The sequence below is a fragment of the Nisaea sp. genome, assembly GCF_034670185.1.
Classification (GTDB): domain Bacteria; phylum Pseudomonadota; class Alphaproteobacteria; order Thalassobaculales; family Thalassobaculaceae; genus Nisaea.
This window is the reverse complement of record NZ_JAXMNY010000001.1, coordinates 1,246,216-1,270,001: the sequence shown is the minus strand read 5'-3', so window position 1 is coordinate 1,270,001 and position 23,786 is coordinate 1,246,216. Positions and strand designations below refer to the sequence as shown.

The following is a 23,786-nucleotide window of genomic DNA, read 5'->3' as shown; positions in this document are numbered from 1 at the left end:
AGAAAGGGTGGCCTGTAGGCCGCCCTTTCCGCGTTTTGTCCGTACCGTTTCGGATCAGATGATGTAGCCGATCACGACCGTGCTCTCGTCCACACCGATCAGCGTCAGCGTGTCGCCATCCCCGAAATTGAGCAAGGTGTTGCCACTGCCGTCGTCGCTCTTGATCGCGTCGAGCGTCGTCTGGTCGGTGATGCCGAAGGACGCGTCGAGATCGATCTGGTCGAAGGCACCGTCGAAATCCGAAATCACGTCGGCACCGTCACCGTCGGTGAAGACGAACAGGTCGGCACCGGCTCCGCCGGTGAGCGTATCCGCGTTCGACCCTCCGGCAAGCGTGTCCGCACCACTTCCGCCAGACAGGAGATCGCTGCCGTCACCACCGTCCAAGCTGTCCGAGCCGTCGCCACTCAGGAGGGTATCGTCTCCGGCGCCGCCGGAGAGGGTATTTGCTCCGGTGTTGCCGGTCAGAATGTTGGCATCGGCATTACCGGTTGCGTCGATATCCGCCGTGCCGGTGAGAGTGATGGCCTCGACATTGGCGGACGCGGTCACACTGACGCTAGCCTCGATCGTATCAGCGCCTTCAGCCGATGCCTCGATAACCGTGTCGCCGAGATCGTCGACAATATAGATATCGTTGCCGAGCCCGCCGACCAGCGTATCGGCTCCGGTTCCGCCGTCCAGACTGTCATTGCCTTCGCCGCCGGTCAGGCTGTCCGCGCCGGCGCCGCCGAAGAGGGTGTCAGCACTAGCACCGCCATCCAGAACATCGGCCCCGGTCCCGCCATCGAGACTGTCACTGCCAGCGCCGCCGGCCAGAGTGTCCGCTCCATCTCCGCCGAGAAGCGTGTCGTCTCCGGCGTCGCCGGAGAGAACATTGGCTCCGGTGTTGCCGGTCAGAATGTTGGCGTCGGTATTACCGGTTGCGTCGATATCCGCTATCCCGGTGAGGGTGATGGCCTCGATATTGGCGGACGCGGTCACACTGACGCTGGCCTCTATGGTGTCGTTACCCTGTCCGGAGAGCTCGTTCACCACATCGGACGCATCGTCTACGATATAGCGGTCGTCACCCGCGCCGCCGGCCATGCTGTCTGCACCGGCGCCGCCATCCAGGAGGTTGTCCCCGCTGTTGCCGAGCAGAGTGTTAGCGTCCGCGTTACCGGTTGCATTGATATTTCCGCTGCCGATGAGCTGCCAGACTTCGATGTTGCCGCTGACGGTCACGTCGATACTGGCCTCCACCGTGTCCGTGCCTTCGCCCGAGCTTTCGGTGATCACGTCGCCGACATTGTCGATGACATAGATATCGTCGCCGAGCCCGCCGACCAGCGTGTCGGCTCCGGTCCCGCCATCCAGACTGTCATTGCCTTCGCCACCGGTCAGGCTGTCCGTGCCGGCACCGCCGAGGAGGGTATCGTCACCGATACCGCCATCCATGATATCCGCGTCCGCGCCACCATCGAGGTGGTCGGCACCAGTGCCACCGTCAAGGATGTCGAAGCCAGCTCCACCGAGGAGCGTGTCGGCTCCATCGCCACCCGTGATGGTGTCATTGCCTTCTGCACCGTCAAGGATATTGGCTATGGATGAGCCGGTGAGGGAATCGTTGAAGGCGGAGCCGAGGGCGTTTTCAATGCCGCTCAATGTATCGCCTTGTGCATAGCCGCTGATGCCGGTGCCGAGTTCAAGGTCGACGTGAACACGTTCGGTCGAAGAGGTGTAGATCACCCAGTCCGAGCCGCTGCCGCCATCCATGCTGTCGGCAGCGCTGCCACCGTCAAGTGTGTCATTTCCGGCCTCTCCAATGAGAGTGTCAACGCCATTGCCGCCAAGCAGCAGGTCATCACCTATTCCTGCATAGAAGAGATCATCGGCAGACCACCCATTGGTCAAGGTGATACCGCTCTCTCCATCAAGTGTGTCGTCGCCTGATCCTCCATAGATGGTGTCATTGTGTTCGCCACCGATGAGAGAATCATTGCCGGTGTTGCCGTAAAGCAGATCGTCGTGGCGACCACCATGCATACTGTCGCTGCCGTCACCGCCGCTGAGGGTGTCGGCGCTATCGCGACCATGGATGACGTTATCGAGGCCGTTGCCGATGATGTCGTGATGTGTGGTTCCGGTCGTATACTGGCAGAAAAGGTTCTCGACATTCTCCGGCATGACGTAGGTGCCGCCGACATAGATCAAGATCTGATCGGTGCCTTCTCCGACTGATTCATAGATCGGGCCCGAGGTGTCGTAGACATGGAAGTCATCGTCCCCGGAGCCGCCATAGATGGTATCCCCGGAATAGCCTTGAAGTATGGTGTCGTTGCCGGAGCCGCCGTAGATCAGGCTGTTGCCGTGGGCACTGTTGAGACCGTCGTTCCCGGCGCCTCCTATGATAGTGTCGCCGCCATAATAGGCCGTGATGTAATCGTCGCCGTCGCCACCATCGATATAGTCGTTACCGCTCAGATCGTAGACGGTGTCGTTCCCTTCGTCTCCGTAGATGGTATCGTTGCCGACTCCTCCGTTAAGGCCATCGTTGCCGGTCCCGCCATAGATCAGATCCTCGCCGGCTCCGCCTTCGACGCCATCAGAGGCACCACCACCGTAAATAGTATCGTTGCCGTCGGCGCCGTTGATCCCGTCTGCGCCATCACCGCCATCCAGGACGTCGTTGCCGTACTCGCCGCTCAGGACATCGGCGCCATCTCCGCCGACGAGAGAGTCGTGGGCGTTGCCACCTAGTAGAGTATCGTTGCCGCCAAGGCCGACGAGGGTGTCATTGCCGAGTCCGCCAGTCAGGACTTCGCTCGCCGCGCTACCGACGATGCTGTCATCGTCTGGCCCGAAGGTGGTGTCGATGATGGTCTCGAAGCCGAAGAAGCGGGCGGTGTCGTTCGGATCGTCTGTATAGAGGGTATCATCGCCGGCACCGCCGTAGATGGTATCGTTACCGTAGTCGTAGATGATGTCATTGCCATCCCCGCCATAGAGGACATTCAGGCCGATGCCGCCATTGATGGTGTCGTCGCCGTTACCGCCGTGGATCGTATCGTCGGAGGCGCCGCCATAAATCGAGTCGTTGCCGCCGTTGCCGTAAACCAGATCGTTACCACCGCCGGAATTGATCGTGTCATTGCCGTCGCCGCCACTGAGGGTATCGGCCGAGACATTTCCGTCGATGATGTTGTTGAGGCCGTTGCCGATGATGTCGTAATGTGTGGTTCCGGTCGTGTTTTGGCCGAAAAGGTTCTCGACATTCTCCGGCATGACATAGGTGCCGCCGACATAGATCAAGATCTGATCAGTGCCTTCTCCGGCAGATTCGTAGAGCGGGCCTGAGGTGTCGTAGACATGGAAGTCATCGTCCCCGGAGCCGCCATAGATGGTATCCCCGGAATAGCCCTGAAGTATGGTGTCGTTGCCGGAGCCGCCGTAGACCAGGCTGTTGCCGTGGGCACTGTTGAGGCCGTCGTTCCCGGCGCCTCCTATGATGGTGTCGCCGCCATAATAGGCGGTGATGTAATCGTCGCCGTCGCCACCGTCGATATAGTCGTTACCGCTCAGATCGTAGACGGTGTCGTTCCCGTCCTCGCCATAGACGGTATCGTTGCCGGAGCCACCGTTGAGGCCATCGTCGCCGGTCCCGCCATAGATCAGATCATCGCCGGCTCCGCCTTCGACGCCATCAGAGGCACCGCCACCGTAAATAGTATCGTCGCCGTCGGCGCCGTTGATCCCGTCGCTGCCCTCTCCACCGTCCAGGACGTCGTTACCGTACTCACCGCTCAGGACATCGGCGCCATCTCCGCCGACGAGGGAGTCGTTGGCGTTGCCACCTAGTAGAGTATCGTTGCCGCCAAGGCCGACGAGGGTGTCATTGCCGAGTCCGCCAGTCAGGACTTCGCTCGCCGCGCTACCGACGATGCTGTCATCGTCTGGCCCGAAGGTGGTGTCGATGATGGTCTCGAAGCCGAAGAAGCGGGCGGTGTCGTTCGGATCGTCTGTATAGAGGGTATCATCGCCGGCACCGCCGTAGATGGTATCGTTACCGTAGTCGTAGATGATGTCATTGCCATCCCCGCCATAGAGGACATTCAGGCCGATGCCGCCATTGATGGTGTCGTCGCCGTTACCGCCGTGGATCGTATCGTCGGAGGCGCCGCCATAAATCGAGTCGTTGCCGCCGTTGCCGTAAACCAGATCGTTACCACCGCCGGAATTGATCGTGTCATTGCCGTCGCCGCCACTGAGGGTATCGGCCGAGACATTTCCGTCGATGATGTTGTTGAGGCCGTTGCCGATGATGTCGTAATGTGTGGTTCCGGTCGTGTTTTGGCCGAAAAGGTTCTCGACATTCTCCGGCATGACATAGGTGCCGCCGACATAGATCAAGATCTGATCAGTGCCTTCTCCGGCAGATTCGTAGAGCGGGCCTGAGGTGTCGTAGACATGGAAGTCATCGTCCCCGGAGCCGCCATAGATGGTATCCCCGGAATAGCCCTGAAGTATGGTGTCGTTGCCGGAGCCGCCGTAGACCAGGCTGTTGCCGTGGGCACTGTTGAGGCCGTCGTTCCCGGCGCCTCCTATGATGGTGTCGCCGCCATAATAGGCGGTGATGTAATCGTCGCCGTCGCCACCGTCGATATAGTCGTTACCGCTCAGATCGTAGACGGTGTCGTTCCCGTCCTCGCCATAGACGGTATCGTTGCCGGAGCCACCGTTGAGGCCATCGTCGCCGGTCCCGCCATAGATCAGATCATCGCCGGCTCCGCCTTCGACGCCATCAGAGGCACCGCCACCGTAAATAGTATCGTCGCCGTCGGCGCCGTTGATCCCGTCGCTGCCCTCTCCACCGTCCAGGACGTCGTTACCGTACTCACCGCTCAGGACATCGGCGCCGTCTCCGCCGATGAGGGAGTCGTTGGCGTTGCCACCTAGTAGAGTATCGTTGCCGCCAAGGCCGACGAGGGTGTCGTTACCAACACCGCCGCTGAGGACATTGTTTGTCGAATCACCGATAATAACGTCATCGTCCGGCCCGAAGGTGGTGTCGATGAAGATCTCGATATCGTGGAAACGTCCGGACGCTGTATCTCCGTCTGTATAGACTATATCAATCCCGGCGCCGCCATAGATCGTGTCGTTACCGTAATCAAAAAAGACATCCGCTCCATCGCCGCCGTAGAGAACATCCAGGGCAGCGCCTCCTTCGAGCGTATCGTCTCCAGAGCCACCATAGAGGGTGTCGTTGGAGGTACCGCCATTCAGGGAGTCGTTCCCGTTACCGCCATAGAGGATGTCGTTCCATCCCCATCCATTGATAGTGTCGTCTCCATCGCCTCCGAAGATTGTATCGTACTGATAACCGTTGATAAAATTGTCTTCGGCATTGCCGGTGACGTTTAGATTCACACCGGCTTGTGCGGTTATGCTCTCGACATTCTCCGGCATGTAGAACGCACCGGAGGTGTAGATACTGATATGGTCAGTGCCCTCGCCCACGGACTCATAGATCTCGGGAGTTGTACTGTAGACGAGAAAGGTATCGTCACCTGTTCCGCCATAGATCGTGTCTCCTGAATAACCGTAGGCGAGCAAGTCGTTACCAGTCCCACCATAAATGAGAGTGTTTCCATTGATGCTGCTAATACTGTCATCGCCGTCACCGCCAATGATGGTGTCGCCGCCAGTGTAGGCAACGATCTGATCATTGCCCGCACCGCCATTGATATAATCATTACCACTGTTGTCACCGATGGTGTCGTTGCCATCTTCCCCATAAATGGTGTCGTTTCCAGCATCCCCGTTGATGCCATCATCTCCGGCTCCGCCGTAGATCAGATCGTTCCCGGCACCACCAGAGGCGCGATCATATGTATCTCCAGCGTAAATAGTGTCGTTACCGTCTCCGCCAACGAGAGAGTCGTAACCTGCCCCTCCATCCAAGACGTCGTTACCGTATTCACCGCTCAGAACGTCAGCGCCATTTCCACCGACGAGAGAGTCGTTGTCTGCACCGCCGAAAAGAGCATCATTGCCGTCGAGACCGACGAGGGTATCGTTACCAACACCGCCGCTCAGGACGTTGTTTGTCGCGTCACCAATGATGCTGTCATCGTCCGGGCCAAAGGTGGTGTCGATGATGGTCTCGAAACCGAAGAAGCGAGTGGTGTCGTTTGGATCGTCTGTATAGAGGGTGTCGTCGCCTTCACCGCCATAGATGGTATCGTTGCCATAATCGTAGATGACGTCATTCCCAGCGCCGCCATATAGGATATTCAGCCCTGGGCCGCCAATGATGGTGTCGTTGCCGTCGCCGCCATCAATTGTGTCGTTGTGGGCGCCGCCATAGATGGAGTCGTCTCCACCGTCGCCGTAAATCAGATCGTGGTGATCACCGGAATTGATCGTGTCGTTGCCATCGCCGCCGCGGAGCGTGTCTGCGAAGCGTTGTCCATTGATAATGTTGTCGCTGGCATTTCCAACGATGTCGTACTGAACGGTGCCCGTTGTAAACTGGCCATAAATATTTTCGATGTTGTCGGGCACGTAGAACGTACCGCCCGAGTAAATATTGATCTGGTCAATGCCTTCACCGAAGAATTCATAGAGTTCAGGGGTGGTGTCGTAGACATAATATGTATCGTCCCCGGCACCGCCGTAGGTCGTATCGTACTGATATCCGGCGCTTAGAGAGTCGTTACCGTCGCCTCCGTAAACTAGAGAGTGTCCATGAGCGCTTTGGATATAATCGTCGCCGGCGCCGCCTAGAATGGTGTCGCCGCCATAATATGCCGTGATGTAATCGATGCCATCTCCACCATCGATGTAATCGTTACCGCTCAGATCGCGGATCGTGTCGTTGCCTTCCTCGCCGTAAACAGTGTCGTCTCCGGATTCCCCGTTGAGGCCATCGTTACCGGTTCCGCCATAGATCAGGTCGTTGCCGGTTCCACCTTCGACGCCATCACCTGAAGCGCCGCCGTAAATCGTGTCGTCGCCGGCAGCGCCGTCGATCCCGTCTGCGCCATCTCCGCCATCCAGGACGTCGTTACCGTATTCACCGAGCAACACATCTCCACCATCTCCACCGACGAGAGAGTCGTTGTCAGCACCGCCATAAAGAGTGTCGTTGCCGTCGAGGCCGACGAGGGTGTCGTTGCCTACGCCACCGCTCAGGACATTGTTTGTGGCGTCGCCAACGATGCTGTCATCGTCCGGGCCAAAGGTGGTGTCGATGATCGTCTCGAAACCGAAGAAGCGTGCGGTGTCGTTCGGATCGTCTGTATAGAGGGTGTCATCTCCGTCACCGCCATAGATCGTGTCGTTGCCGTAATCGTAAATGACGTCGTTGCCGTCTCCGCCATAGAGGATATTTAAACCGGGGCCGCCATTGATCGTGTCGTCGCCAATATTGCCGTAGATCGTATCGTTGGAGGCGCCGCCATAGATCGAGTCGTCTCCCTCGTTGCCATAAACCAGATCGTGACCGCCGCCGGAATTGATCGTGTCATTGCCTTCTGCACCACTAAGGGTATCGGCAAAGCGCTGGCCATTGATGACGTTGTCCTGATTGTTGCCCGTGATATAAAAATTGACGGTTCCGGTCGTGTATTCTGCATCTAGGTTCTCGACATTGCCCGGCATCGTGTATGAGCCGCCGGTTGCTATGTTGATCTGATCGGTGCCTTCTCCTGAAAATTCGAAGATCGAGGTTGTGATGTCATAGACCCGGAATGTGTCGTCACCGGTGCCGCCATAGATGAGATCACCCCCCTGTCCGTGGATGATGTTGTCATTACCGGCTCCGCCGTAGATCAGGGTATTGCCGTGGGCGCTGTTGATGTTGTCATCCCCGTCGCCGCCGAGGATCGTGTCGCCGCCATTATAGGCCGTGATGTAATCGTTGCCGGCCCCGCCATCGATATAGTCGTTACCACTCAGATCATAAATCGTGTCATTGCCATCTTCTCCGTAGACAGTGTCGTTTCCGGTGCCCGCATTGAGGCCATCGTTGCCGGCCCCGCCATTCAGGATGTCGTTATCTGCGGTGCCGGATATGTTGTCGTTGCCGCTTGTCCCTGTGATCGTCGCCATGCGTTGCCCCCAGATAAAAAGCCATATTTACAAAATATGTACTCACGATGACGTATTTTGGTATGTCCCTCAAGGGTGTAAAATTGACAATTTTTATTTCCTTTAAGCTGCATAATTTGAGTCAAATGCATGTTTCATCCGGCGGCACGAGAGTTTTCTGCATTCCTCTCTTAACGCTCTCGCTTGTGCCTGCTAGCCTCAAAAAAACGATATTTGAACAGGAGAATTCCCGTGTCCCGCATCGTTACCATCGGCGCCGCTCAGCTCGGCCCAATTGCGCCGGATGAGTCCCGCGCCAGCGCCGTAAACCGTATGATCGAGCTGCTGAAGCAGGCGGGAGATCGCGGCTGTAATTTTGTCGTCTTTCCGGAATTGGCGCTGACCACGTTCTTCCCGCGCTATTACGAGGAAGATATCTCGAAAATGGATCATCATTTCGAGCGCGAGATGCCGGGGCCGGAGACGCGGCCGTTGTTCGAGGCGGCGGCGGAACGAGGGATCGGGTTTTATCTCGGCTATGCGGAGCTGACGCCCGACGGGCATCGCTACAACACGGCGATCCTGGTGGATGAGACCGGCAAGATCACCGGCAAATACCGCAAGGTGCATCTGCCGGGCCATTCGGAATACGATCCTAACCGGCCGTGGCAGCATCTGGAGAAGCGGTATTTCGAGCCGGGTGATCTTGGTTTCGGGGTCTGGCGCCAGCATGGTGGCATCATCGGCATGGCGATCTGCAACGACCGGCGCTGGCCGGAGACCTATCGGGTGATGAGCCTGAAGGGTGCCGAGCTCATCGTGCTCGGCTACAACACGCCGGACGTGAACACATCGGCCTTCGAGCCGAACCATCTGCGCATGTTCCACAACCATCTGACCATGCAGGCGAATGCCTATATGAACTCCGCCTTCGTGGTCGGGGTGGCGAAAGCGGGGATGGAAGACGGCTGCATGCTGATCGGCGGCTCCTGCATCATTCAGCCGTCCGGTGAGATCGTCAGCCAGGTGTCCTCCGTGGACGATGAGCTGATCACCTATTCGGCGGATCTGGACCTGGCCAAGATGGGCAAGGAAACGGTGTTCAATTACGCCAAACACCGGCGTATCGAGCACTACGGCAACATCACCGCGCAGACAGGCGTGGAGCTGCCGCCGGAGCTTTCCGAGGCTGCCGAATAGGTCTCACGACCTCGTCAGCGCAGGTGAGGCGGATTTGGCGCTATAGTGAGAACGCTATAGATGGAAAGTCCGCCCGCCGTTGCGGGGGAGAAACAAGCTCCGGAGTTATCATGCCGCGGTTCGTCCGCCCCTTCCTTGTGGTCTTGCTTCTGGTCTGCACACTCTTGCCGGAAGCGCGCGCCGATGCCGTGAAGCGGATTCGGGTCGAGGGCGAGCTGATTGATACCTGGTGCTATGTCACCGAAATCATGTATGCCCGTGGCTCTGCGCATTTCCAATGCGCGGTCTGGTGTGCGGTCGGTGGCATCCCTGTCAGTGTCCGGGCTGATGACGGCACGCTCTATGTCGTATTGCGGGTCGAGGATGACAGCCAGAATGTCTCCAACCCGGCGATGATCCGGATCCAGAGTCATCGGGTCACCGTCGATGGCGATATGATCGAGCGGGACGGGGTGAAATATCTGCTTGTGACCCAGGTGGCCGACGACAAGGGTATCGTCGACCTGACACACGAGAAGTTCGGTATCCAGCCATGGGGAATGTGAGAATGGGGCGGTTTCGCTCTCTTGCTGTTGCCGTGGTGCTTTGCCTGTCGGCCGCTTCTCCATCCTTCGCAGCCCAGAAATGGGGCATTGATGGCGAGATGGTCGCGCAGTTCGAGGCAAAGGTGGTCGACCTGCTCTGTGAGCTGCGTGGCGATTGCCCCAAAGCCTGCGGCGGCGGCAAGCGGCAGCTCGGATTGGTGCGGGACGACGGCACGCTGTTACTGGCGGTGAAAAGCAACACCCTGTTCGCCGGCGCGACACTGGATCTTCTGCCTTATTGCGGTGAGCGTGTTGAGGTTGATGGGCTGATCATTTCCCACCCGGCCATGGTGATCTACATGCTGCAGCGTCTGCGCAAACCCGGCGCCACGGAATGGGTGCGGGCCACGGCTTTCGCCGAGGACTGGAAGCAGCGCAATAATGCTGAAGACGCGAAACGCTGGTTTCGGCGGGACGGTATGGCAAACGATGTGATCCGGACCTTCGGCAAGGTCGGCCGGCCCGATATCGTGCCGCCGCCGTCTGAATAACCGGATGCCTCGATGTCACGCCGTCTTCGCGACGCTCCTGTTGCTCGCGAGCCTGGCTGTTTCCGCTATGGCCGGGGCCGGGGCCGGGGAGAAACTCTCGCGGCTGCCAAACCTGTTCGGCGGACCGTTTCATCTCACCGATGAGCAGGGACGGCAGGTCGGCCCGGACGCCTATGCAGGCAAGTTCATGTTGGTCTATTTCGGCTACAGCTATTGCCCAGACATTTGTCCGACGGATCTCACCATCATGGCGGCGGTGCTGGACTCTTTGGGGGAGAGCGCGGACCGGATACAGCCGCTGCTGATCTCGGTCGATCCAAGCCGGGACACGCCGGAGGCGCTCCGGGAGTTCACCGATGCATTTCACCCCAGCTTGATCGGGCTGACCGGGACGGAGGCGGAAGTAGCGGCGGCGGCGAAGGTCTACCGGGTGCATCGCCGCCGGTTCCAGATAGAAGGCATGTCCGGCGACGATTATCTCGTCGACCATTCCACGCTGACCTATCTCATGGGCACCGACGGGCGCTTCCTCAGCATGTTTCCGCGCGGAACGACCCCTGAGCGGATGGCGGAAGTGCTGAGGAAGTACCTGTCTGAATAAGTCCCGGCTGTCTCAGTCAGGGCGGTTCATCTCGAAGACTTCACCGACGGCACAATAATCCATGTAACCGAGGCGGCCGATCGGCTGGTACTTGGTCACGTCGATGCGGCCATCGGCTACATATTTCTCGTCGATATGAATGCCGACCACTTCGCCGAGAATCATGCGATTCACCACGGTGTCGCTGACGGACGGCAGCTCGATTGTTTTGAGGTATTTGCACTCGAGATGCACCGGCGCGTCCTTGACCCGGAGCGGCTTGATGAACTGCGACGGTATTCCTTCGAGGCCCGCATGCTGCATCTCGTCGGTGCCGTGCGGGAAATGGATGGCGGTCTGGTTCATCTGCTGCGCCTGCGCCTTGCCGACGATATTGCAGACGAACTCGCCAGTTTTTGCTGCGTTCAGCGCGCTGTCCTTCGGCGATCCGTCGGGCCGGGAGCCGCTGGAGAAGATCACGCAGGGCGGCGCCCAGGAAACAGCATTGAAGAAGCTGTAGGGTGCGAGGTTGGTGACGCCGTTCTCGTCGATGGTCGAGATCCAGCCGATGGGCCGGGGCGATATGGTCGCCTTGAACGGATCGAAGGTGAAGCCGTGGTTCTTGTGGTCGCCGGGCTCGAAAAACATGCGCCTCTTCCCTGTTCTTAACTTTTCGTCTCAGCGAAATGCCACAAAGCCCGGAGCCGTGCAACGCTGGGGGACCGCACGGGTGCCATTCCCTAGGGTCGCGGATCGTGCTACCGCAAGGCGTGGAGAGGAAGATCAATGACCGCATCGCCGGAAGAGGATGAAGCCTTGCTGGAGAACCTCCGTGCCGAGTTCGGCAAGAGGGAGACCATGGAGAGGCTGTTTCACACGGTTATTCCGCATCTGGAAGAGGGCCAGCGAACGCTGGTCTACATCCTGGCGCAGATCGACCGGATAGGTCACACGGCAATGGAGCCGTTCTTCCTGAAGAGCCTTTTCGGGCCGCACTACGACCGCATCATCCTGATCACGGGGCAAGGCGAGGGGGCGGGCTATAATCCCTTCATCCTGCAATGCCCGGGGCCGGAATTCGTGCATGTGCCGACACCCGATCCGATCCTACCGATGCTCGGCTTCCTCGATGGCGGGGTGCACGATCTGAAGCTGTTTCATCTTTGCCTTGCCTCGCCACAGCGAGTCATCCGCGATTTCGGGCGTCATGTGACAACTGGCGGCGATATCCGTTACTTCGAGTTGCCGGATAGCATTCGCATGACCGGGGAGGCGTTTCTGGAGAATGTCGGCATGCCGGCTGGCTCGCGTTTCGTTACCCTGCATGCCCGCGACATGAGCTACCTGCCGGAAAAGGCGCACCACGTTTTCCGTTGTGCCGACATTCATACCTATAGGGAAGCGATCCAGCGGTTTGTCGAGGCGGGTTATTGGGTTTTCCGGTTGGGGGATCGTGGCGGTGTCCCGCTGGAAGGGTATCCGGAGCAGGTTGTCGATTTGCCGCGTCATCCTGGCTACAGCCAGGCGATGGATGTGTTCCTGTCTGCCCGCTGCGCCTTTGCCTTCAACCAGGCGTCCGGGCCGGAAGCGCTTGTCCGGGCCTTCGGCCGGCCGGCCGCGACCGTGAACCTGGTCTATGAGCTTTTGCGACTGCCGATGAAGGACGACCTGCTGCTGTTCAAGCATTATCTCTCGGCCCGTACTGGCGAGCCGTTGTCCTATGCCGAAATCCTGGAACTCGGGCTTCCCGCGGTTGGCAAGGGAGAGGATTTCGAGGCGAAAGGAGTCGTGATCCGCGAGAACAGCGCCGAGGAGCTTGCTGATCTCGCTGAAATTATGATCGAGCGGGACCGGTCGGGAGCGAAGTCCGCTGGGGACGTCGATCTTCTGACGTTGTTCCGGACCCTCGGCCAGAACTACGAGCAGATGTTGCTCGCAGACCCGGCCATGCAGACGGACAATCTGGACTTCTATGCTTATGCGCACGATTTCGGCCGGCCTGTGCCTTCCGTTTTGCAGCGCAAAGGATTTCTGGACCGTTCCTGAGTGCTGGTCTATCACCGTCGCGCCCCGCCACCCATGGAACCGCCCGCATGCTCTATCAGTTATTCACGATCATCGTGCCTGTCTTCATTTGCGCCGGCATCGGTTATGTCTGGGCGCGCCTGAAGCTGCAGTTCGATAACGAGACCATCACGTCGCTTGTGACACTGGTCGGCACGCCCTGCCTGGTGTTCGGCACGCTGGTCGGCCTTGATCTGTCGATGGAGTCCCTGTTCCGTCTCGGGGCCGGGAGCGCACTGGTGACAGTTGTCACAGTTGCTGTCGTGGTACCGGTCCTGTTCCTGGCAAAGAAATCCGTGCGCGCCTTCCTGCCGGCACTGATGTTCCCGAATGTTGGCAATATCGGCCTGCCGCTTTGCCTGTTTGCTTTCGGGCAGGAGGGGCTTGCGCTGGCAATTTCCTATTTCGCCGTACAGGCCGTGTTGATGTTCACCATCGGCGTCGGGGTCGCGTCCGGCCAGTTCGGTCTCTCCTCGCTAACCCGTAATCCGATCATCTACTCGGTCACCGCCGCGCTCGTTTGCATCCTTGCGGATATTGATGTGCCAAAATGGATCATCAGCACGGCGGACCTTGCCGGGGGCATGTGCATTCCGCTGCTCTTGATCGCGCTGGGCGTATCGCTTGCGAAGCTCCGGGTTTCAAACCTGATGGAAAGTTTCGGGATCGCGGCGTTACGGCTGGTTGTCGGGTTCGGCTCGGGCGTTCTCGGTGTCTGGATGTTGGGAACCACGGCGATGGAAACGGGGGTGCTGATCCTGATGTCGAGCATGCCCGTCGCGGTCTTCCCCTATCTCTTCGCCGTTCGCTACAACCGGGAGCCGGAGACCATTGCAGGCTGCGTCATCGTCTCCACGATTATCGGTTTCTTGACCATGCCGGGCCTGCTTTATCTGGTTTTCCAGCTTTCCGGGACTGCCGGCTGATAGCGGATACTTTCAGGAGCCTCAGACTTATCAAAAGGATGAGGTTCAATAGGACGGTAATCGGATATTTCCGATTTTTCAACCTTGCGGCGTGAGGATCTGACGGATTGCGATACCGTCTTCCATATTATCGAGAGCCTGATTGACCTCCGAGAGCGGCAGACGATGGGTGATCAACTCCTCGACCGGGAGCAACCCGCGCTGGTGCATGGCGATGAAGCGCGGAATATCGGTGCGCGGATTGCAGCTACCGACATAGGAGCCTTTGACTGTCTTGGCTCCGGTGACGAGTGCCGCGACGTCGAGCTGGAACGGTGTCTTGGGGTCGACCAGTCCGACCGAAACAACGCTGCCGCCCCGACGCGCACTGTCATAGGCGATTTCAAACGCGCCGAGCTTGCCTGCGGTCTCGAAAGCGATATCAACGCCTCCATTGGTGAGGGATATTACGTCTTCGGCGGCGCTGCGGTTGGCGGAACAGATCGTTTCGCTGGCACCAAGCCGGGTCGCATGGGTGAGCTTTGCCGGATCGGGATCAACGGCGATAATCCGTGACGCGCCTGCTGCACGGGCACCGAGCAGGGCGCTGAGGCCGACGCCGCCGGCACCAGCGATGACGACAGTATCTCCGGCCCTGATCGCGCCGGTGTTGAGGACCGTTCCCGCTCCGCACATCACAGCACATCCGAACAGTGCGGCTATATCCAGCGGCAGGTCGCGTGGGACCGGCACCACCGATTTTTCGGAAACCAGGGCGTATTCGGCAAAGGCGGACAGGCCCATGTGATGGTGTATGGGCTCACCGTTGACTGAAAGTCGTGTGCCGCCGGAGAGCAGCTCGCCCTTGCGATTGGCGGCAAGACCAGGACCGCAGAGATGGGCTTCGCCGTCGATACAGGCCGGGCAGGCGCCGCATTGCGGCTGGTAGACGAGCACGACCGGATCGCCTGCTGAAACTGATGCGACGCCCGGGCCGACAGCTTCCACCGTGCCGCTTGCCTCATGCCCGGGAACTATCGGCATCGGCCAGGCGCGGACACCATTGATCACGGAGAGATCCGATCGGCACAGGCTGGCGGCTGCGATCTTCACCAGCACCTCGCCTGCGCCCGGTTCGGGGACGCTTACAGTCTCGAGCTTAAGCGGTTTGTGCTCGGAATAGGGACGTGCGGGGGCCGGCGCACGCAACAGGGCCGCTTTGAAGCTGATCGACATGGAATTTCCCGTTGATTGCGGTCAGGCGAATTCGAGCGCGAGATAGGAGTTCATCACGCTCTCCATCGTTTTCTTCTCCAGATCCCGGACAATGAAGACGAGGCGGGAACGGCGATCGTCGCTCGGCCATTTCTCGATCTTTGCCGGTGGATGGAACATGTGCTGGACGGCATGCACGACGACCGGCTGGTCGTCATCGAGTTCCTTCAGGTTCAGCAGACCCTTGATGCGCAGGATATTGGCGCCGTGGGTCTGGGCCATCATATCCAGCGCGCCGGCGATCCGGTTCCATTCCAGCGGCTCGTCGAAATAGAGCACGAAGGAATGAATGTGATCGTCGTGCCGGCTGACATCGTGGTGGTGACCGTGGCCGTGATCTCCATCGTGGCTATGCCCATGGCCATTGCCGTGATCGTGATGATGCACGTGGCCCTCGGTCGCCCGGTAGGCTTCCTCGCGCAGCCATTGGCCGACATCCGCGCTTTTGGTTTTGGGGTTATAGAGTCCGGCATCGAACAGGACTGACGGAGCGACATCGCCCTGGATGGCCTTGATGACCGGAGCCGCAGGATTGAGCTCGTAGAGCCGCTTTTCAACGGCGGCAACGGTCTCAGCGTCCGTGACGTCTATCTTGGTCAGAACGATCCGGTCGGCGACGGCGGCCTGCTTGACGCTTTCGAACTGTGTGTCGAACTGCTGCATTGCGTGATGGGCGTCGACCACGGTGATGACGCCGTCAAGCCGGAAGCGGGTGACCAGGAACGGGTCTGCCATCATGGTGTGCAGGATCGGCGCCGGGTCGGCGAGCCCGGTTGTCTCGACCACGATGCGGTCGAAATCGGGGATATTGCCCTTGGCTCGGTCCTTGAACAGGCGCTTCAGCGTATCAACCAGATCGCCGCGGACTGTGCAGCAGAGGCAGCCGCTGTTCAGCAGCACCACATCCTCGTTCGACTCCATGACCAGCGCATCATCGAGCCCGACCTCGCCGAACTCGTTCACGATGACGGCGATCCGGTCCATCTCCGGGTGATGCATCAGCTTCGCCAGCAGGGTGGTTTTACCGCTGCCCAGGAACCCGGTGAGGATGGAGACCGGAAGCCGGTCCGGCTCGCTTGTCGTGCTTGTCATTTTAATACTCGTGGGTCGGTGTCAGTGTGGTCGGGTCAGTGATGATGCCCGCAATCGGGGCCGTGTTCATGATCATGGGTATGATCGTGGTCATGACGATAGGGCACGACGGCGGCTTCGTCCAAGCGTCCGAACAGGGCGCGGAAACTCGGATTGCGCTCGACCTCGGCGGGATGACCGGTGCAGCAGACATGACCGTTCAGGCAGAGCACCCGGTCCGTTCCGCGCATCACCAGGTGCAGGTCGTGCGAGACCATGATAATCGCGGCACCGGTTTCCTCCCGGATCGCCCCGATCAGCCGGAACAGTTCGGACTGTGCGGCGACATCCATGCCCTGGGTCGGTTCGTCCAGCACCAGGAAGTCCGGTTGTTTCATGATTGCCCGGGCGAGCAGCACGCGCTGTGTTTCGCCACCGGAGAGACTGGTCAGTTGCTGATCCAGAAGATGGGTGATGCCGGTTCGTTCCGCTGTCTCCGCGACCCGGCCGCGCGCCGATTTCATGCCGAGTGAGAGGAAGCGCCGGGGCGTCAGCGGCATGGAATTGTCGAGAGCGAGCTTCTGCGGCACGTAGCCAACGCTGGTGCCAAGGGCGAGCTGCGCCGTTCCGCTGTCGGGGGTAAGCAGTCCAAGGATCACCCGGAGCAGGGTCGTCTTGCCGCCGCCGTTCGGGCCAATCACGCTCATGATCTCGCCGCTGCCGAGGCTGAAACTGATCTTGTCGAGCACAGGGCGACCGTTTCTGAGAACGGTGAGGTCGGAAACCTCAAGCAGGGTCGGGGATGCTTTCAACATGTCTCAGGCCGCGCGGGATTTGCAGGACGGGCACAGTCCTTCGATTTCGACGGTGCTCCGCCGGGCCTCGAAACCATGCCGGCGTGCAAGCTCGGAGAGCAGATTGCTGAGGCCGTCGTCCTCGATCTCAAGAGCCGAGCCGCACTCCCGGCAGATCAGGAACCCGCAATCATGGCTCCCCTCGGGATGGCTGCAGCCGATATAGGCGTTCTGGGATTCAACCTTGTGCACAAGCCCTTGTTCCATCAGGAAATCGAGCGCCCGGTAGACGGTTGGCGGGGCGACCTTGGCGCCCGGCTTGCCGTCTTTCTCTGCATCCCGCTGCATTTCGGAAAGGATGTCATAGGCGCCAACCGGCGCATGGCGCTGCCAGACAAGCTCCAGCACCCGTCGGCGGGCAGGAGTAATCCGGACACCGCGTTCGGCGCAGAGCCGCTCAGCGGCGCCGAGGGCGTCTTTCAGACACCGGCCATGGTCATGATCTGGTTTGGGAAAGCTGTCGCGGGCATGTGACAAGGTGCGGGATCCATCGCGTTCGAAGCTGCGTCAATGCAATAGTATAATGTTTCATATGAGCTATCCAAGGCCCGGCATTGATCCGGATCTTTATGGCGGACGTAAAGCCATATGCGGATCGGGTGCCGGAGGCCGGCGACCTGGGTTAGCTGAGGACTTGTTTCATGAAATGTTCGCTATTTCGATACTTCCGGGTTTTTGCTCTGCTCCTGCTTGTCACTCCAGGGGCGTTCGCATTTTCGTCGCCGCTATGGGCGAATGCGCCGTCCGGCTGGGCGCAAGACGGGCTGATCAAGTTCCAGGTCTTCAGGAACGACTCTCCGTTGGGAGTCGTCATGCTGCGGTTCAACGTCAATAACGATGTATATACCGTTGATACTCAGACGTTATTTGATTATCGAATAGGTCCGTTCTCACTCTATTATTACGCGCTCCGGGCGCGGGATGAATGGAGCGGGCCACTCCTCATTTCAGCGCGCGGGATGGTCAATGATGATGGAGAGATCTTCCGGGTCGATGGAGAAACCGGGCCGGACGGGTTCCGGTTTTCCGGTGGCGAGGGCGAGCAACTGGCGCCGCTCGGCACGTCCGTGCCGTCAACCTACTGGAATACGGCCCTGACGAGAGCAAGCGAACTGATCGACCTGCAATATGGCCGGCTGCGCAAAATCACCATGACCAAGACCGGGCCGGAAACCATCCTGTCCAAGGGTGAGCGGATCGAAGCTGAGCGCTACCAGATGCGGGGCGAGCTCGATCTCGACATCTGGTACGACAAGCGCGGCGAATGGGCCAAGATGAGCTTTACCGTCGACGATTCCAATTTCGAGTATGTCAGGATCGTCCCGCGCGCCGGTGACGAAACCCGTTTTCTGGAACTTGAAAGCGTCAAGGATATCGGCTCTGAGGAGATCCGTAATGTCCTCAGCGAACTCGAGTAGCGTTTTGAGAAATGGAGAGGCCGGGATGACATCGCGGTGTGTCTGGATTACCGGGGCAAGCTCCGGTATCGGGCTTGCACTGGCCGAGCGGATGATGCGCGATGGCTGGATTGTTGCGGGATCAGCCCGTTCAGCCGGTGCGCTGGCGGATTTGGCGGCAAAGCATGAAGCTCGGTTCTTCGCCTATCCGCTGGATGTGACCGACGCGGATGCGGCAGCTTTTGCCGTCACCCGTATCCGGGAGGAGCGGGGCGGGCTCGATATGGCGGTATTCGCCGCCGGAACTCACAAGCCCGTAGAGGTTGAGGACTTTCGCATCGAGACTTTCCGCGACCTGATCGATATCAACTTGATGGGGGTGGTGAATTGTCTGGCTGCGGTTACGCCGGGTTTCATCGAGGGGCGCCGTGGCCATGTTGCCGTGGTTTCATCCGTTGCTGGCTATGGCGGTTTGCCGACTGCATCAGCCTATGGTGCGACCAAGGCGGCCCTGATCAACATGACCGAGGCGCTGAAACCGGATTTCGACCGGAACGGCGTGAAACTGCAACTGGTGTGCCCGGGCTTTGTCCGTACTCCGCTGACAGACCGGAACCCGTTTCCAATGCCGTTTCTGATGGAGCCGGAAGATGCTGCAGAGGCTTTTTATCGCGGACTTCGGTCCGACCGGTTCGAGATCACTTTTCCAAGGATCTTCGCCATTATTCTGCGCTGCCTCAACGCGTTGCCCTATAGCCTTTATTTCCGACTGGTGAAGCGGGGGACTGGCAAGTGACGGGGGATGACAGAGCGACGGCACTGGCCGCCTATGCCATCTGTTTTGAGGAACTGACTTCAGATCATCTCGAAGCCCTGTCGCCACTCCTGGCGGACGATGTCCGCTTCCGTGACCCGTTCAGTGACGTGCGGGGCAGGCAGGCCGTGCTTGGAATCTTCCGGCACATGTTCGAGGCAATGGAAGCACCGACTTTCGTTGTGCTGGATCAGGCTGTCGGCAAAGAGGCCTGTTATCTCAAATGGCGGTTTTCCGGGCGGGTGAAGTCGGCTGCCCGGCGAGAGATTGAAATTATTGGTATGAGCGAGGTGACGTTCAGCGAAGATGGCCTCGTCATCTCGCATATCGACCATTGGGACGCGGCCTCTCAGGTCTTCGGATTGTTTCCGGTGCTCGGTCCGCTTCTGCGCTGGCTAAGCCGCGGTTTTTCGCCGGCCAGATGATGCGCTCTCCGGCAGTGCGCCTTTTTGGAAGAACAGCGTAACGGTGCCGATCGTAATCCCGAATTTCGAGACGTCTGCCTTGTTGATAAGCACGCCGTCCGGCTGCAGGAACATCCAGTCGTCGAAGCTGACCTTGATCCGGCTGTCGCCGACTTTCAGCATCAGATCGTAGGACCAGTTCAGCGCCTTGCCCCGGGCAACGCCGTTGGCGACACCGACCACATCATCCGCTCGGCCTTCATAGGTGCCGTCGCCGGTCCTGGTGATGTGCCAGATTCGCTGCTCCTTCTCTCCGTCCCCATATACGAAATCCTCGGTCAGCGTCAGCGTGGTGCCGTCCCAGTCGCCCTGCAGGTCGACAGTGAACTCCCGCTTCAGGTTGCCAAAGCGATCCTCGAACATGCCCCAGGCCCGGCTCGATCCGGCGAAATATGTTTCCGGACGGAAGTCGGGCCCGGTTCCTGCAAAATCATCGATCTTCATTGAACTGCACGCTCCGAGGCTCAACAGCACTACAAGCAGATACGGCAAGACACGGGTCATGGATCATCTCCGGATGGTGTTTATTGGATGTTTTCGGCGATCTTGCGTTGCAATGCGGCCTGTCGCGTCGCGGTCAGGGGGAAGTTGCGCATGATGGCGATGGCCGTAAGTTTCAGGATGACGGGTGCCGCGCCGTAGAGCAGAGAGAGCGTCAGCAGGGCATCCGCATCATTGCTGCCGTTAGCATCGAAACCAAAGGCGGCAAGCACTGGAAAGGCAATGCCGACGGCCAAGGCAAGGGCCAGCTTCGTCGCCATGCCCCAGAGCGCGAAATATAGGCCGGTTCGGCTGCGGCCTCCCTCCGCCGTATCCACATCCACCACGTCGGCCTGCATGGAAGGAGGCAGCACCAGATCGGCACCGAGGCACGCGCCTGTGCCGATGCAGATGGCAAGGAAGGCGAGATAGTCGCCGGGGCCGAGCAAAGGCACGAGCGCGAAGATTGCGCTGTTCACCAGCATGGCGGCGATCCAGGTGCGATGCTTCCCGGCACGATGACTGATGGTGAGCCAGACGGGGACGCTGAGGATCCCGGCGAGGAAGTAAATCAGCAGCAGTCCGTCCGTCTCCTGCGGCAGGCCGAGGCCCTTGTCCACGAAGAGCACGAAGAGGGTTGCCGCTAGCCCGTTTGCCAGACCGTTCAGCAAATAAGCCAGGATCAGCCGGAGGAAGGGCTTGTTTCGGAGCAGAAGCGCGGCCCCGGCGCGCCTGTCGGCCTTGAGATGTTGGAGCGCGGCAAGCTTCGGGCGCTCCGGCATGATTGCGGCTGCGAGTGTGATTGCGACAGGCAGTGCAACGATCAGGAAGAGCGCCAGGACAGTGAGCACCGTTCCGGTATCCTCGCCGCCACCGGCTGCCGACACGATGGCGGGCATACCAGCTGCCAGCAATGTGCCGAAAACCAGCATACCTTCGCGAAAGCCTGCTATCCGCGAGCGCTCGTGATACCCGCCGGACAGCTCTGCGCCCCACGCCGTGTAGGGCAGTTGCACCATGGTCCACCCCAGATACAGCAGGGCGCTCCAGCCGAAGAGGTGGAGCGTGCCAGCCCCTTCAGGTGGGACGAAAAGCATGTAGACGGCAAGGCAGGTAATCGGTGTCCCGGCGAAGAGCCAGGGCTTTCGTCGGCCGAAACGGGTTTCTATTCTGTCGCTTAGCATGCCGATCAGCGGATCGGAGACGGCGTCCCACAACCGGGCCAGCAGCAGGGCGAAACCGACAGCTTCGAGGCTTAGACCCCGGTTCTGCGCGTAGAAGGCGGGCAAGAAGATGAAGAGCGGCACACCGAGCCCGGCCAACGGCAGACCCGGCAATCCGTAGGCAAGAAGCTGGCCCCGTGAATAGCGCGCGGGAGTGCCGTCGACCGGCGCTGTGACTGCCATTCGCTTAAGCGTGTTTCAGCGCGATTTGCCGGACATCGATGAGGCCGGCACGAAAGCCACCTTCGCAATAGCAGAGATAATATTCCCACATCCGCCGGAACCGCTCGTCGAAGCCGAGTGGGGCGATCTCCGGCCAGCGGGCGAGGAAGCGTTCCCGCCAGATCGCCAGTGTACGGGCATAGTCGATACCGAACCCGTCATTGGCGACGCATTCCAGACCGGAGGCGTCGAAATGATCGGTCAGGCGCACTTCCGACGGCAGCATGCCGCCTGGAAAGATGTATTTCTGGATGAAGTCCGGGTTCCGGCGATAGGATTCGAAATCCCTGTCGTTGATGGTGATGATCTGCATTGCGGCACGGCCGGTATCGGTCAGCCGCGCTTTTACCTGATCGAAAAAGACCGGCCAGTACTGTTCGCCGACCGCCTCGAACATCTCGATTGAGGCGATATGGTCGAACCGTCCGTCGACGTCCCGGTAATCGCAAAGCTGGATCGAAACCTTGTCGGCTATACCCTCGCGTTTCGCCCGCTCAATCGCGTAGTCATGCTGTTCCTGGGAAAGCGTGAGGCCAACGACGCGGGCGCCGTATTCGCGTACGGCGACGGATGCGAAGCCTCCCCATCCGCAGCCAATTTCCAGAACGGTCTGGCCCGGCTCAAGTTGCAGCATGTCGGCGATGCGCTGGTATTTCCGGCGCTGCGCCGGCTCAAGTTCTTCCACACCCGGCTCGAAGACGGCAGAGGAGTACGTCATGCTCGGGTCCAGCCACTTTCCGTAGAAGGTGTTCCCGATATCGTAATGGTGGGCGATGTTGCGCCGGCTCCCGCGTTTGGTGTTGCGGTTGGACAAGTGCCCAAGGGTTTTCATGAAGCGTCCTAAGCGCGTCCCGTCGAGCGCTTTGGCCAGTGCATTGCGGTTTACGGCGCCGAACGAGAGCAGGGCAGGCAGATCCGGGGTATCCCAGGTACCGTCCATATAGTCTTCGCCGAAACGGAGATCGCCTCCGAGCAACAGGCGCCGACATACTGCGTCGCTTCGTAGCTGCAAGTGCGCCTTCGGGCCGGGCTCGCTTCCCTTGATGATATGCAGCTGACCATTGGGTGTCTGCAAATGCAACTCACCCATGCGGACGGCTTTCAACATGATCAGCACAGCCCGTGTCCAGGGCATGAATGAGTCCGGTTTGACCGGGATGGTCCCGTTCGGAAACGTAGATTCTGGCAATGTGGATGTTTCGCAGATCTCGCGATCAGTCATTTCAACGCGCCCCAATTATGATCACTCGTCTTACGCAACATGTGGCCCAGTGGATGATTTATTAATGACGGATACCGGCTCTCCCGGTGTCTCCGGCCGTTTGTGGAAGACAGCTCCCTTGATCCAGAGCTTCAGGGCTTCCCAATGGATGCCTGCGACGACCTTCGCCGTGAGAAGTGGGTAGAGCAGGGCCACCTTGAGCAGGGCCCGGTCCGTCATTGCTTCTCTCGTTCCGGTATGGGTCGCGACGAGGGTCTCTCCCTCCGGCGTTTCCTGCCGGATCAGGATGGAGAGTTTATCGCCGGGCTCCTTCAGCCGGAAGCGGTAGGTAGCGGTCATCTCCATGAAGGGGGAAACGTAGAAACTCTTATCGCAACTCTGCCGGATCGTACCGCCATCATCCTGGATCGGCTCAACCGGGATCAGGTAGCAATGCTGCTGGCCGAAAGTGTTTTTCACCTCATACAGTATGGCCTGCAGATGGCCATTTTGATGGTGGCAGAAATATATCGAAAGAGGGTTGAAAACATACCCGAGAATTCTTGGGAAACAATGAACTAAGACTTTTCCTTCATGTGCCTCGTAGCCTGCAGAACGAAGCTGCTGTCGGACCCATTCGAGAGCGGACGTGCCGTCGCGTGACGCATGGTCTCTGTCGAAGAAGGAGAACAGATTGAAACGGTTATGGGAGAATAGCTTTAGCTTGCCCGCGAGGCCATCGACCTCTTCCAGATCCAGCAGCATTGAGAAAACCCGATAGACGAAGCGGTGCCTGAACGGGATCAGCCGGGCATGTGTGACCACCCCCCGATAGAGGCAAGACTCTGCCGGTGTGGCGGGCCCTGTATGTGCGGGAGCCACCAT

At 59.4% G+C, this 23,786-nt stretch carries 19 protein-coding genes; 9 read left to right on the top strand and 10 right to left on the bottom strand.

All coding sequences use genetic code 11. The annotated features are described in order from the left end of the window. Positions 1–54 precede the first annotated feature (54 nt). Complete coding sequence (locus tag VOI22_RS05985; protein WP_323795645.1) at positions 55–8,097, bottom strand: calcium-binding protein; 8,043 nt, start codon at positions 8,095–8,097, stop codon at positions 55–57. A gap of 231 nt (positions 8,098–8,328) precedes the next feature. On the opposite strand from VOI22_RS05985, the gene VOI22_RS05980 reads away from it, so the two are divergent. The 4 genes from VOI22_RS05980 to VOI22_RS05965 all read left to right on the top strand — a co-directional run bounded on the left by VOI22_RS05980 (position 8,329) and on the right by VOI22_RS05965 (position 10,952). Next, on the top strand, positions 8,329–9,276 hold the full coding sequence (locus VOI22_RS05980; protein WP_323795644.1) for an N-carbamoyl-D-amino-acid hydrolase: 948 nt from the start codon (positions 8,329–8,331) through the stop codon (positions 9,274–9,276). Positions 9,277–9,386: 110 nt separating this feature from the next. Next, complete coding sequence (locus tag VOI22_RS05975) at positions 9,387–9,821, top strand: hypothetical protein (RefSeq protein ID WP_323795643.1); 435 nt, start codon at positions 9,387–9,389, stop codon at positions 9,819–9,821. 2 nt (positions 9,822–9,823) lie between these two features. Further along, positions 9,824–10,351 carry a hypothetical protein gene (locus VOI22_RS05970; protein ID WP_323795642.1) on the top strand — a complete coding sequence of 176 codons (528 nt, stop codon included), beginning with the start codon at positions 9,824–9,826 and terminating at the stop codon, positions 10,349–10,351. Between the two features lie 4 nt (positions 10,352–10,355). Next, a complete protein-coding gene (locus VOI22_RS05965) occupies positions 10,356–10,952 on the top strand; it encodes an SCO family protein (protein ID WP_323795641.1) in 597 nt (198 codons plus the stop codon). A gap of 12 nt (positions 10,953–10,964) precedes the next feature. On the opposite strand, the gene VOI22_RS05960 is transcribed toward VOI22_RS05965, so the two are convergent. Beyond that, on the bottom strand, positions 10,965–11,579 hold the full coding sequence (locus VOI22_RS05960) for a flavin reductase family protein (RefSeq protein ID WP_323795640.1): 615 nt from the start codon (positions 11,577–11,579) through the stop codon (positions 10,965–10,967). Positions 11,580–11,717: 138 nt separating this feature from the next. On the opposite strand from VOI22_RS05960, the gene VOI22_RS05955 reads away from it, so the two are divergent. Continuing rightward, a complete protein-coding gene (locus VOI22_RS05955; protein WP_323795639.1) occupies positions 11,718–12,977 on the top strand; it encodes a TIGR04372 family glycosyltransferase in 1,260 nt (419 codons plus the stop codon). Between the two features lie 47 nt (positions 12,978–13,024). Continuing rightward, positions 13,025–13,921 (top strand): AEC family transporter, encoded by an 897-nt coding sequence (locus tag VOI22_RS05950; RefSeq protein WP_323795638.1) that lies wholly within the window; start codon positions 13,025–13,027, stop codon positions 13,919–13,921. Positions 13,922–13,999: 78 nt separating this feature from the next. Here the strand turns inward: VOI22_RS05950 and VOI22_RS05945 are convergent, their stop codons facing one another. The 4 genes from VOI22_RS05945 to VOI22_RS05930 are packed head-to-tail and all read right to left on the bottom strand — an operon-like array spanning position 14,000 to position 17,577. Next, positions 14,000–15,136 (bottom strand): alcohol dehydrogenase catalytic domain-containing protein, encoded by a 1,137-nt coding sequence (locus tag VOI22_RS05945; protein WP_323795637.1) that lies wholly within the window; start codon positions 15,134–15,136, stop codon positions 14,000–14,002. Positions 15,137–15,157: 21 nt separating this feature from the next. Next, positions 15,158–16,267 (bottom strand): GTP-binding protein, encoded by a 1,110-nt coding sequence (locus tag VOI22_RS05940; protein WP_323795636.1) that lies wholly within the window; start codon positions 16,265–16,267, stop codon positions 15,158–15,160. A 35-nt stretch (positions 16,268–16,302) separates the two neighbouring features. After that, a complete protein-coding gene (locus tag VOI22_RS05935; protein ID WP_323795635.1) occupies positions 16,303–17,061 on the bottom strand; it encodes a metal ABC transporter ATP-binding protein in 759 nt (252 codons plus the stop codon). A 3-nt stretch (positions 17,062–17,064) separates the two neighbouring features. Continuing rightward, complete coding sequence (locus VOI22_RS05930) at positions 17,065–17,577, bottom strand: Fur family transcriptional regulator (RefSeq protein WP_323795634.1); 513 nt, start codon at positions 17,575–17,577, stop codon at positions 17,065–17,067. A 164-nt stretch (positions 17,578–17,741) separates the two neighbouring features. Between VOI22_RS05930 and VOI22_RS05925 the strand changes: the two genes are divergently transcribed. Genes VOI22_RS05925 through VOI22_RS05915 form a run of 3 tightly spaced genes read left to right on the top strand, consistent with a single transcriptional unit; the run spans position 17,742 to position 19,736 of the window. Then, complete coding sequence (locus VOI22_RS05925) at positions 17,742–18,518, top strand: DUF6134 family protein (protein WP_323795633.1); 777 nt, start codon at positions 17,742–17,744, stop codon at positions 18,516–18,518. A 25-nt stretch (positions 18,519–18,543) separates the two neighbouring features. Beyond that, complete coding sequence (locus VOI22_RS05920) at positions 18,544–19,293, top strand: SDR family NAD(P)-dependent oxidoreductase (RefSeq protein WP_323795632.1); 750 nt, start codon at positions 18,544–18,546, stop codon at positions 19,291–19,293. Next, positions 19,290–19,736 carry a nuclear transport factor 2 family protein gene (locus tag VOI22_RS05915; protein ID WP_323795631.1) on the top strand — a complete coding sequence of 149 codons (447 nt, stop codon included), beginning with the start codon at positions 19,290–19,292 and terminating at the stop codon, positions 19,734–19,736. Before VOI22_RS05920 ends, VOI22_RS05915 begins: the two co-directional genes overlap by 4 nt. On the opposite strand, the gene VOI22_RS05910 is transcribed toward VOI22_RS05915, so the two are convergent. From VOI22_RS05910 to VOI22_RS05895, 4 genes are all read right to left on the bottom strand, one after another. Next, entirely contained in the window at positions 19,707–20,279 is a 573-nt protein-coding gene (locus VOI22_RS05910) for a DUF3833 domain-containing protein (protein WP_323795630.1), read from the bottom strand. The genes VOI22_RS05915 and VOI22_RS05910 overlap by 30 nt on opposite strands. Positions 20,280–20,299: 20 nt before the next feature. Further along, positions 20,300–21,661 carry an MFS transporter gene (locus VOI22_RS05905; protein WP_323795629.1) on the bottom strand — a complete coding sequence of 454 codons (1,362 nt, stop codon included), beginning with the start codon at positions 21,659–21,661 and terminating at the stop codon, positions 20,300–20,302. A gap of 4 nt (positions 21,662–21,665) precedes the next feature. Next, entirely contained in the window at positions 21,666–22,835 is a 1,170-nt protein-coding gene (locus VOI22_RS05900) for a cyclopropane-fatty-acyl-phospholipid synthase family protein (RefSeq protein WP_323795628.1), read from the bottom strand. A 117-nt stretch (positions 22,836–22,952) separates the two neighbouring features. Then, on the bottom strand, positions 22,953–23,786 hold the full coding sequence (locus VOI22_RS05895) for a DUF1365 domain-containing protein (protein ID WP_323795627.1): 834 nt from the start codon (positions 23,784–23,786) through the stop codon (positions 22,953–22,955).

Excerpts from the sequence above, each read along its gene's own strand:
- VOI22_RS05985 (WP_323795645.1), bottom strand. The coding sequence starts at position 8,097 with ATGGCGACGATCACAGGGACAAGCGGCAACGACAACATATCCGGCACC.
- VOI22_RS05975 (WP_323795643.1), top strand. The coding sequence starts at position 9,387 with ATGCCGCGGTTCGTCCGCCCCTTCCTTGTGGTCTTGCTTCTGGTCTGC.
- VOI22_RS05970 (WP_323795642.1), top strand. The coding sequence starts at position 9,824 with ATGGGGCGGTTTCGCTCTCTTGCTGTTGCCGTGGTGCTTTGCCTGTCG.
- VOI22_RS05965 (WP_323795641.1), top strand. The coding sequence starts at position 10,356 with ATGCCTCGATGTCACGCCGTCTTCGCGACGCTCCTGTTGCTCGCGAGC.
- VOI22_RS05960 (WP_323795640.1), bottom strand. The coding sequence starts at position 11,579 with ATGTTTTTCGAGCCCGGCGACCACAAGAACCACGGCTTCACCTTCGAT.
- VOI22_RS05955 (WP_323795639.1), top strand. The coding sequence starts at position 11,718 with ATGACCGCATCGCCGGAAGAGGATGAAGCCTTGCTGGAGAACCTCCGT.
- VOI22_RS05950 (WP_323795638.1), top strand. The coding sequence starts at position 13,025 with ATGCTCTATCAGTTATTCACGATCATCGTGCCTGTCTTCATTTGCGCC.
- VOI22_RS05945 (WP_323795637.1), bottom strand. The coding sequence starts at position 15,136 with ATGTCGATCAGCTTCAAAGCGGCCCTGTTGCGTGCGCCGGCCCCCGCA.
- VOI22_RS05940 (WP_323795636.1), bottom strand. The coding sequence starts at position 16,267 with ATGACAAGCACGACAAGCGAGCCGGACCGGCTTCCGGTCTCCATCCTC.
- VOI22_RS05935 (WP_323795635.1), bottom strand. The coding sequence starts at position 17,061 with ATGTTGAAAGCATCCCCGACCCTGCTTGAGGTTTCCGACCTCACCGTT.
- VOI22_RS05925 (WP_323795633.1), top strand. The coding sequence starts at position 17,742 with ATGAAATGTTCGCTATTTCGATACTTCCGGGTTTTTGCTCTGCTCCTG.
- VOI22_RS05920 (WP_323795632.1), top strand. The coding sequence starts at position 18,544 with ATGACATCGCGGTGTGTCTGGATTACCGGGGCAAGCTCCGGTATCGGG.
- VOI22_RS05910 (WP_323795630.1), bottom strand. The coding sequence starts at position 20,279 with ATGACCCGTGTCTTGCCGTATCTGCTTGTAGTGCTGTTGAGCCTCGGA.
- VOI22_RS05905 (WP_323795629.1), bottom strand. The coding sequence starts at position 21,661 with ATGGCAGTCACAGCGCCGGTCGACGGCACTCCCGCGCGCTATTCACGG.
- VOI22_RS05900 (WP_323795628.1), bottom strand. The coding sequence starts at position 22,835 with ATGCCCTGGACACGGGCTGTGCTGATCATGTTGAAAGCCGTCCGCATG.
- VOI22_RS05895 (WP_323795627.1), bottom strand. The coding sequence starts at position 23,786 with ATGGTGGCTCCCGCACATACAGGGCCCGCCACACCGGCAGAGTCTTGC.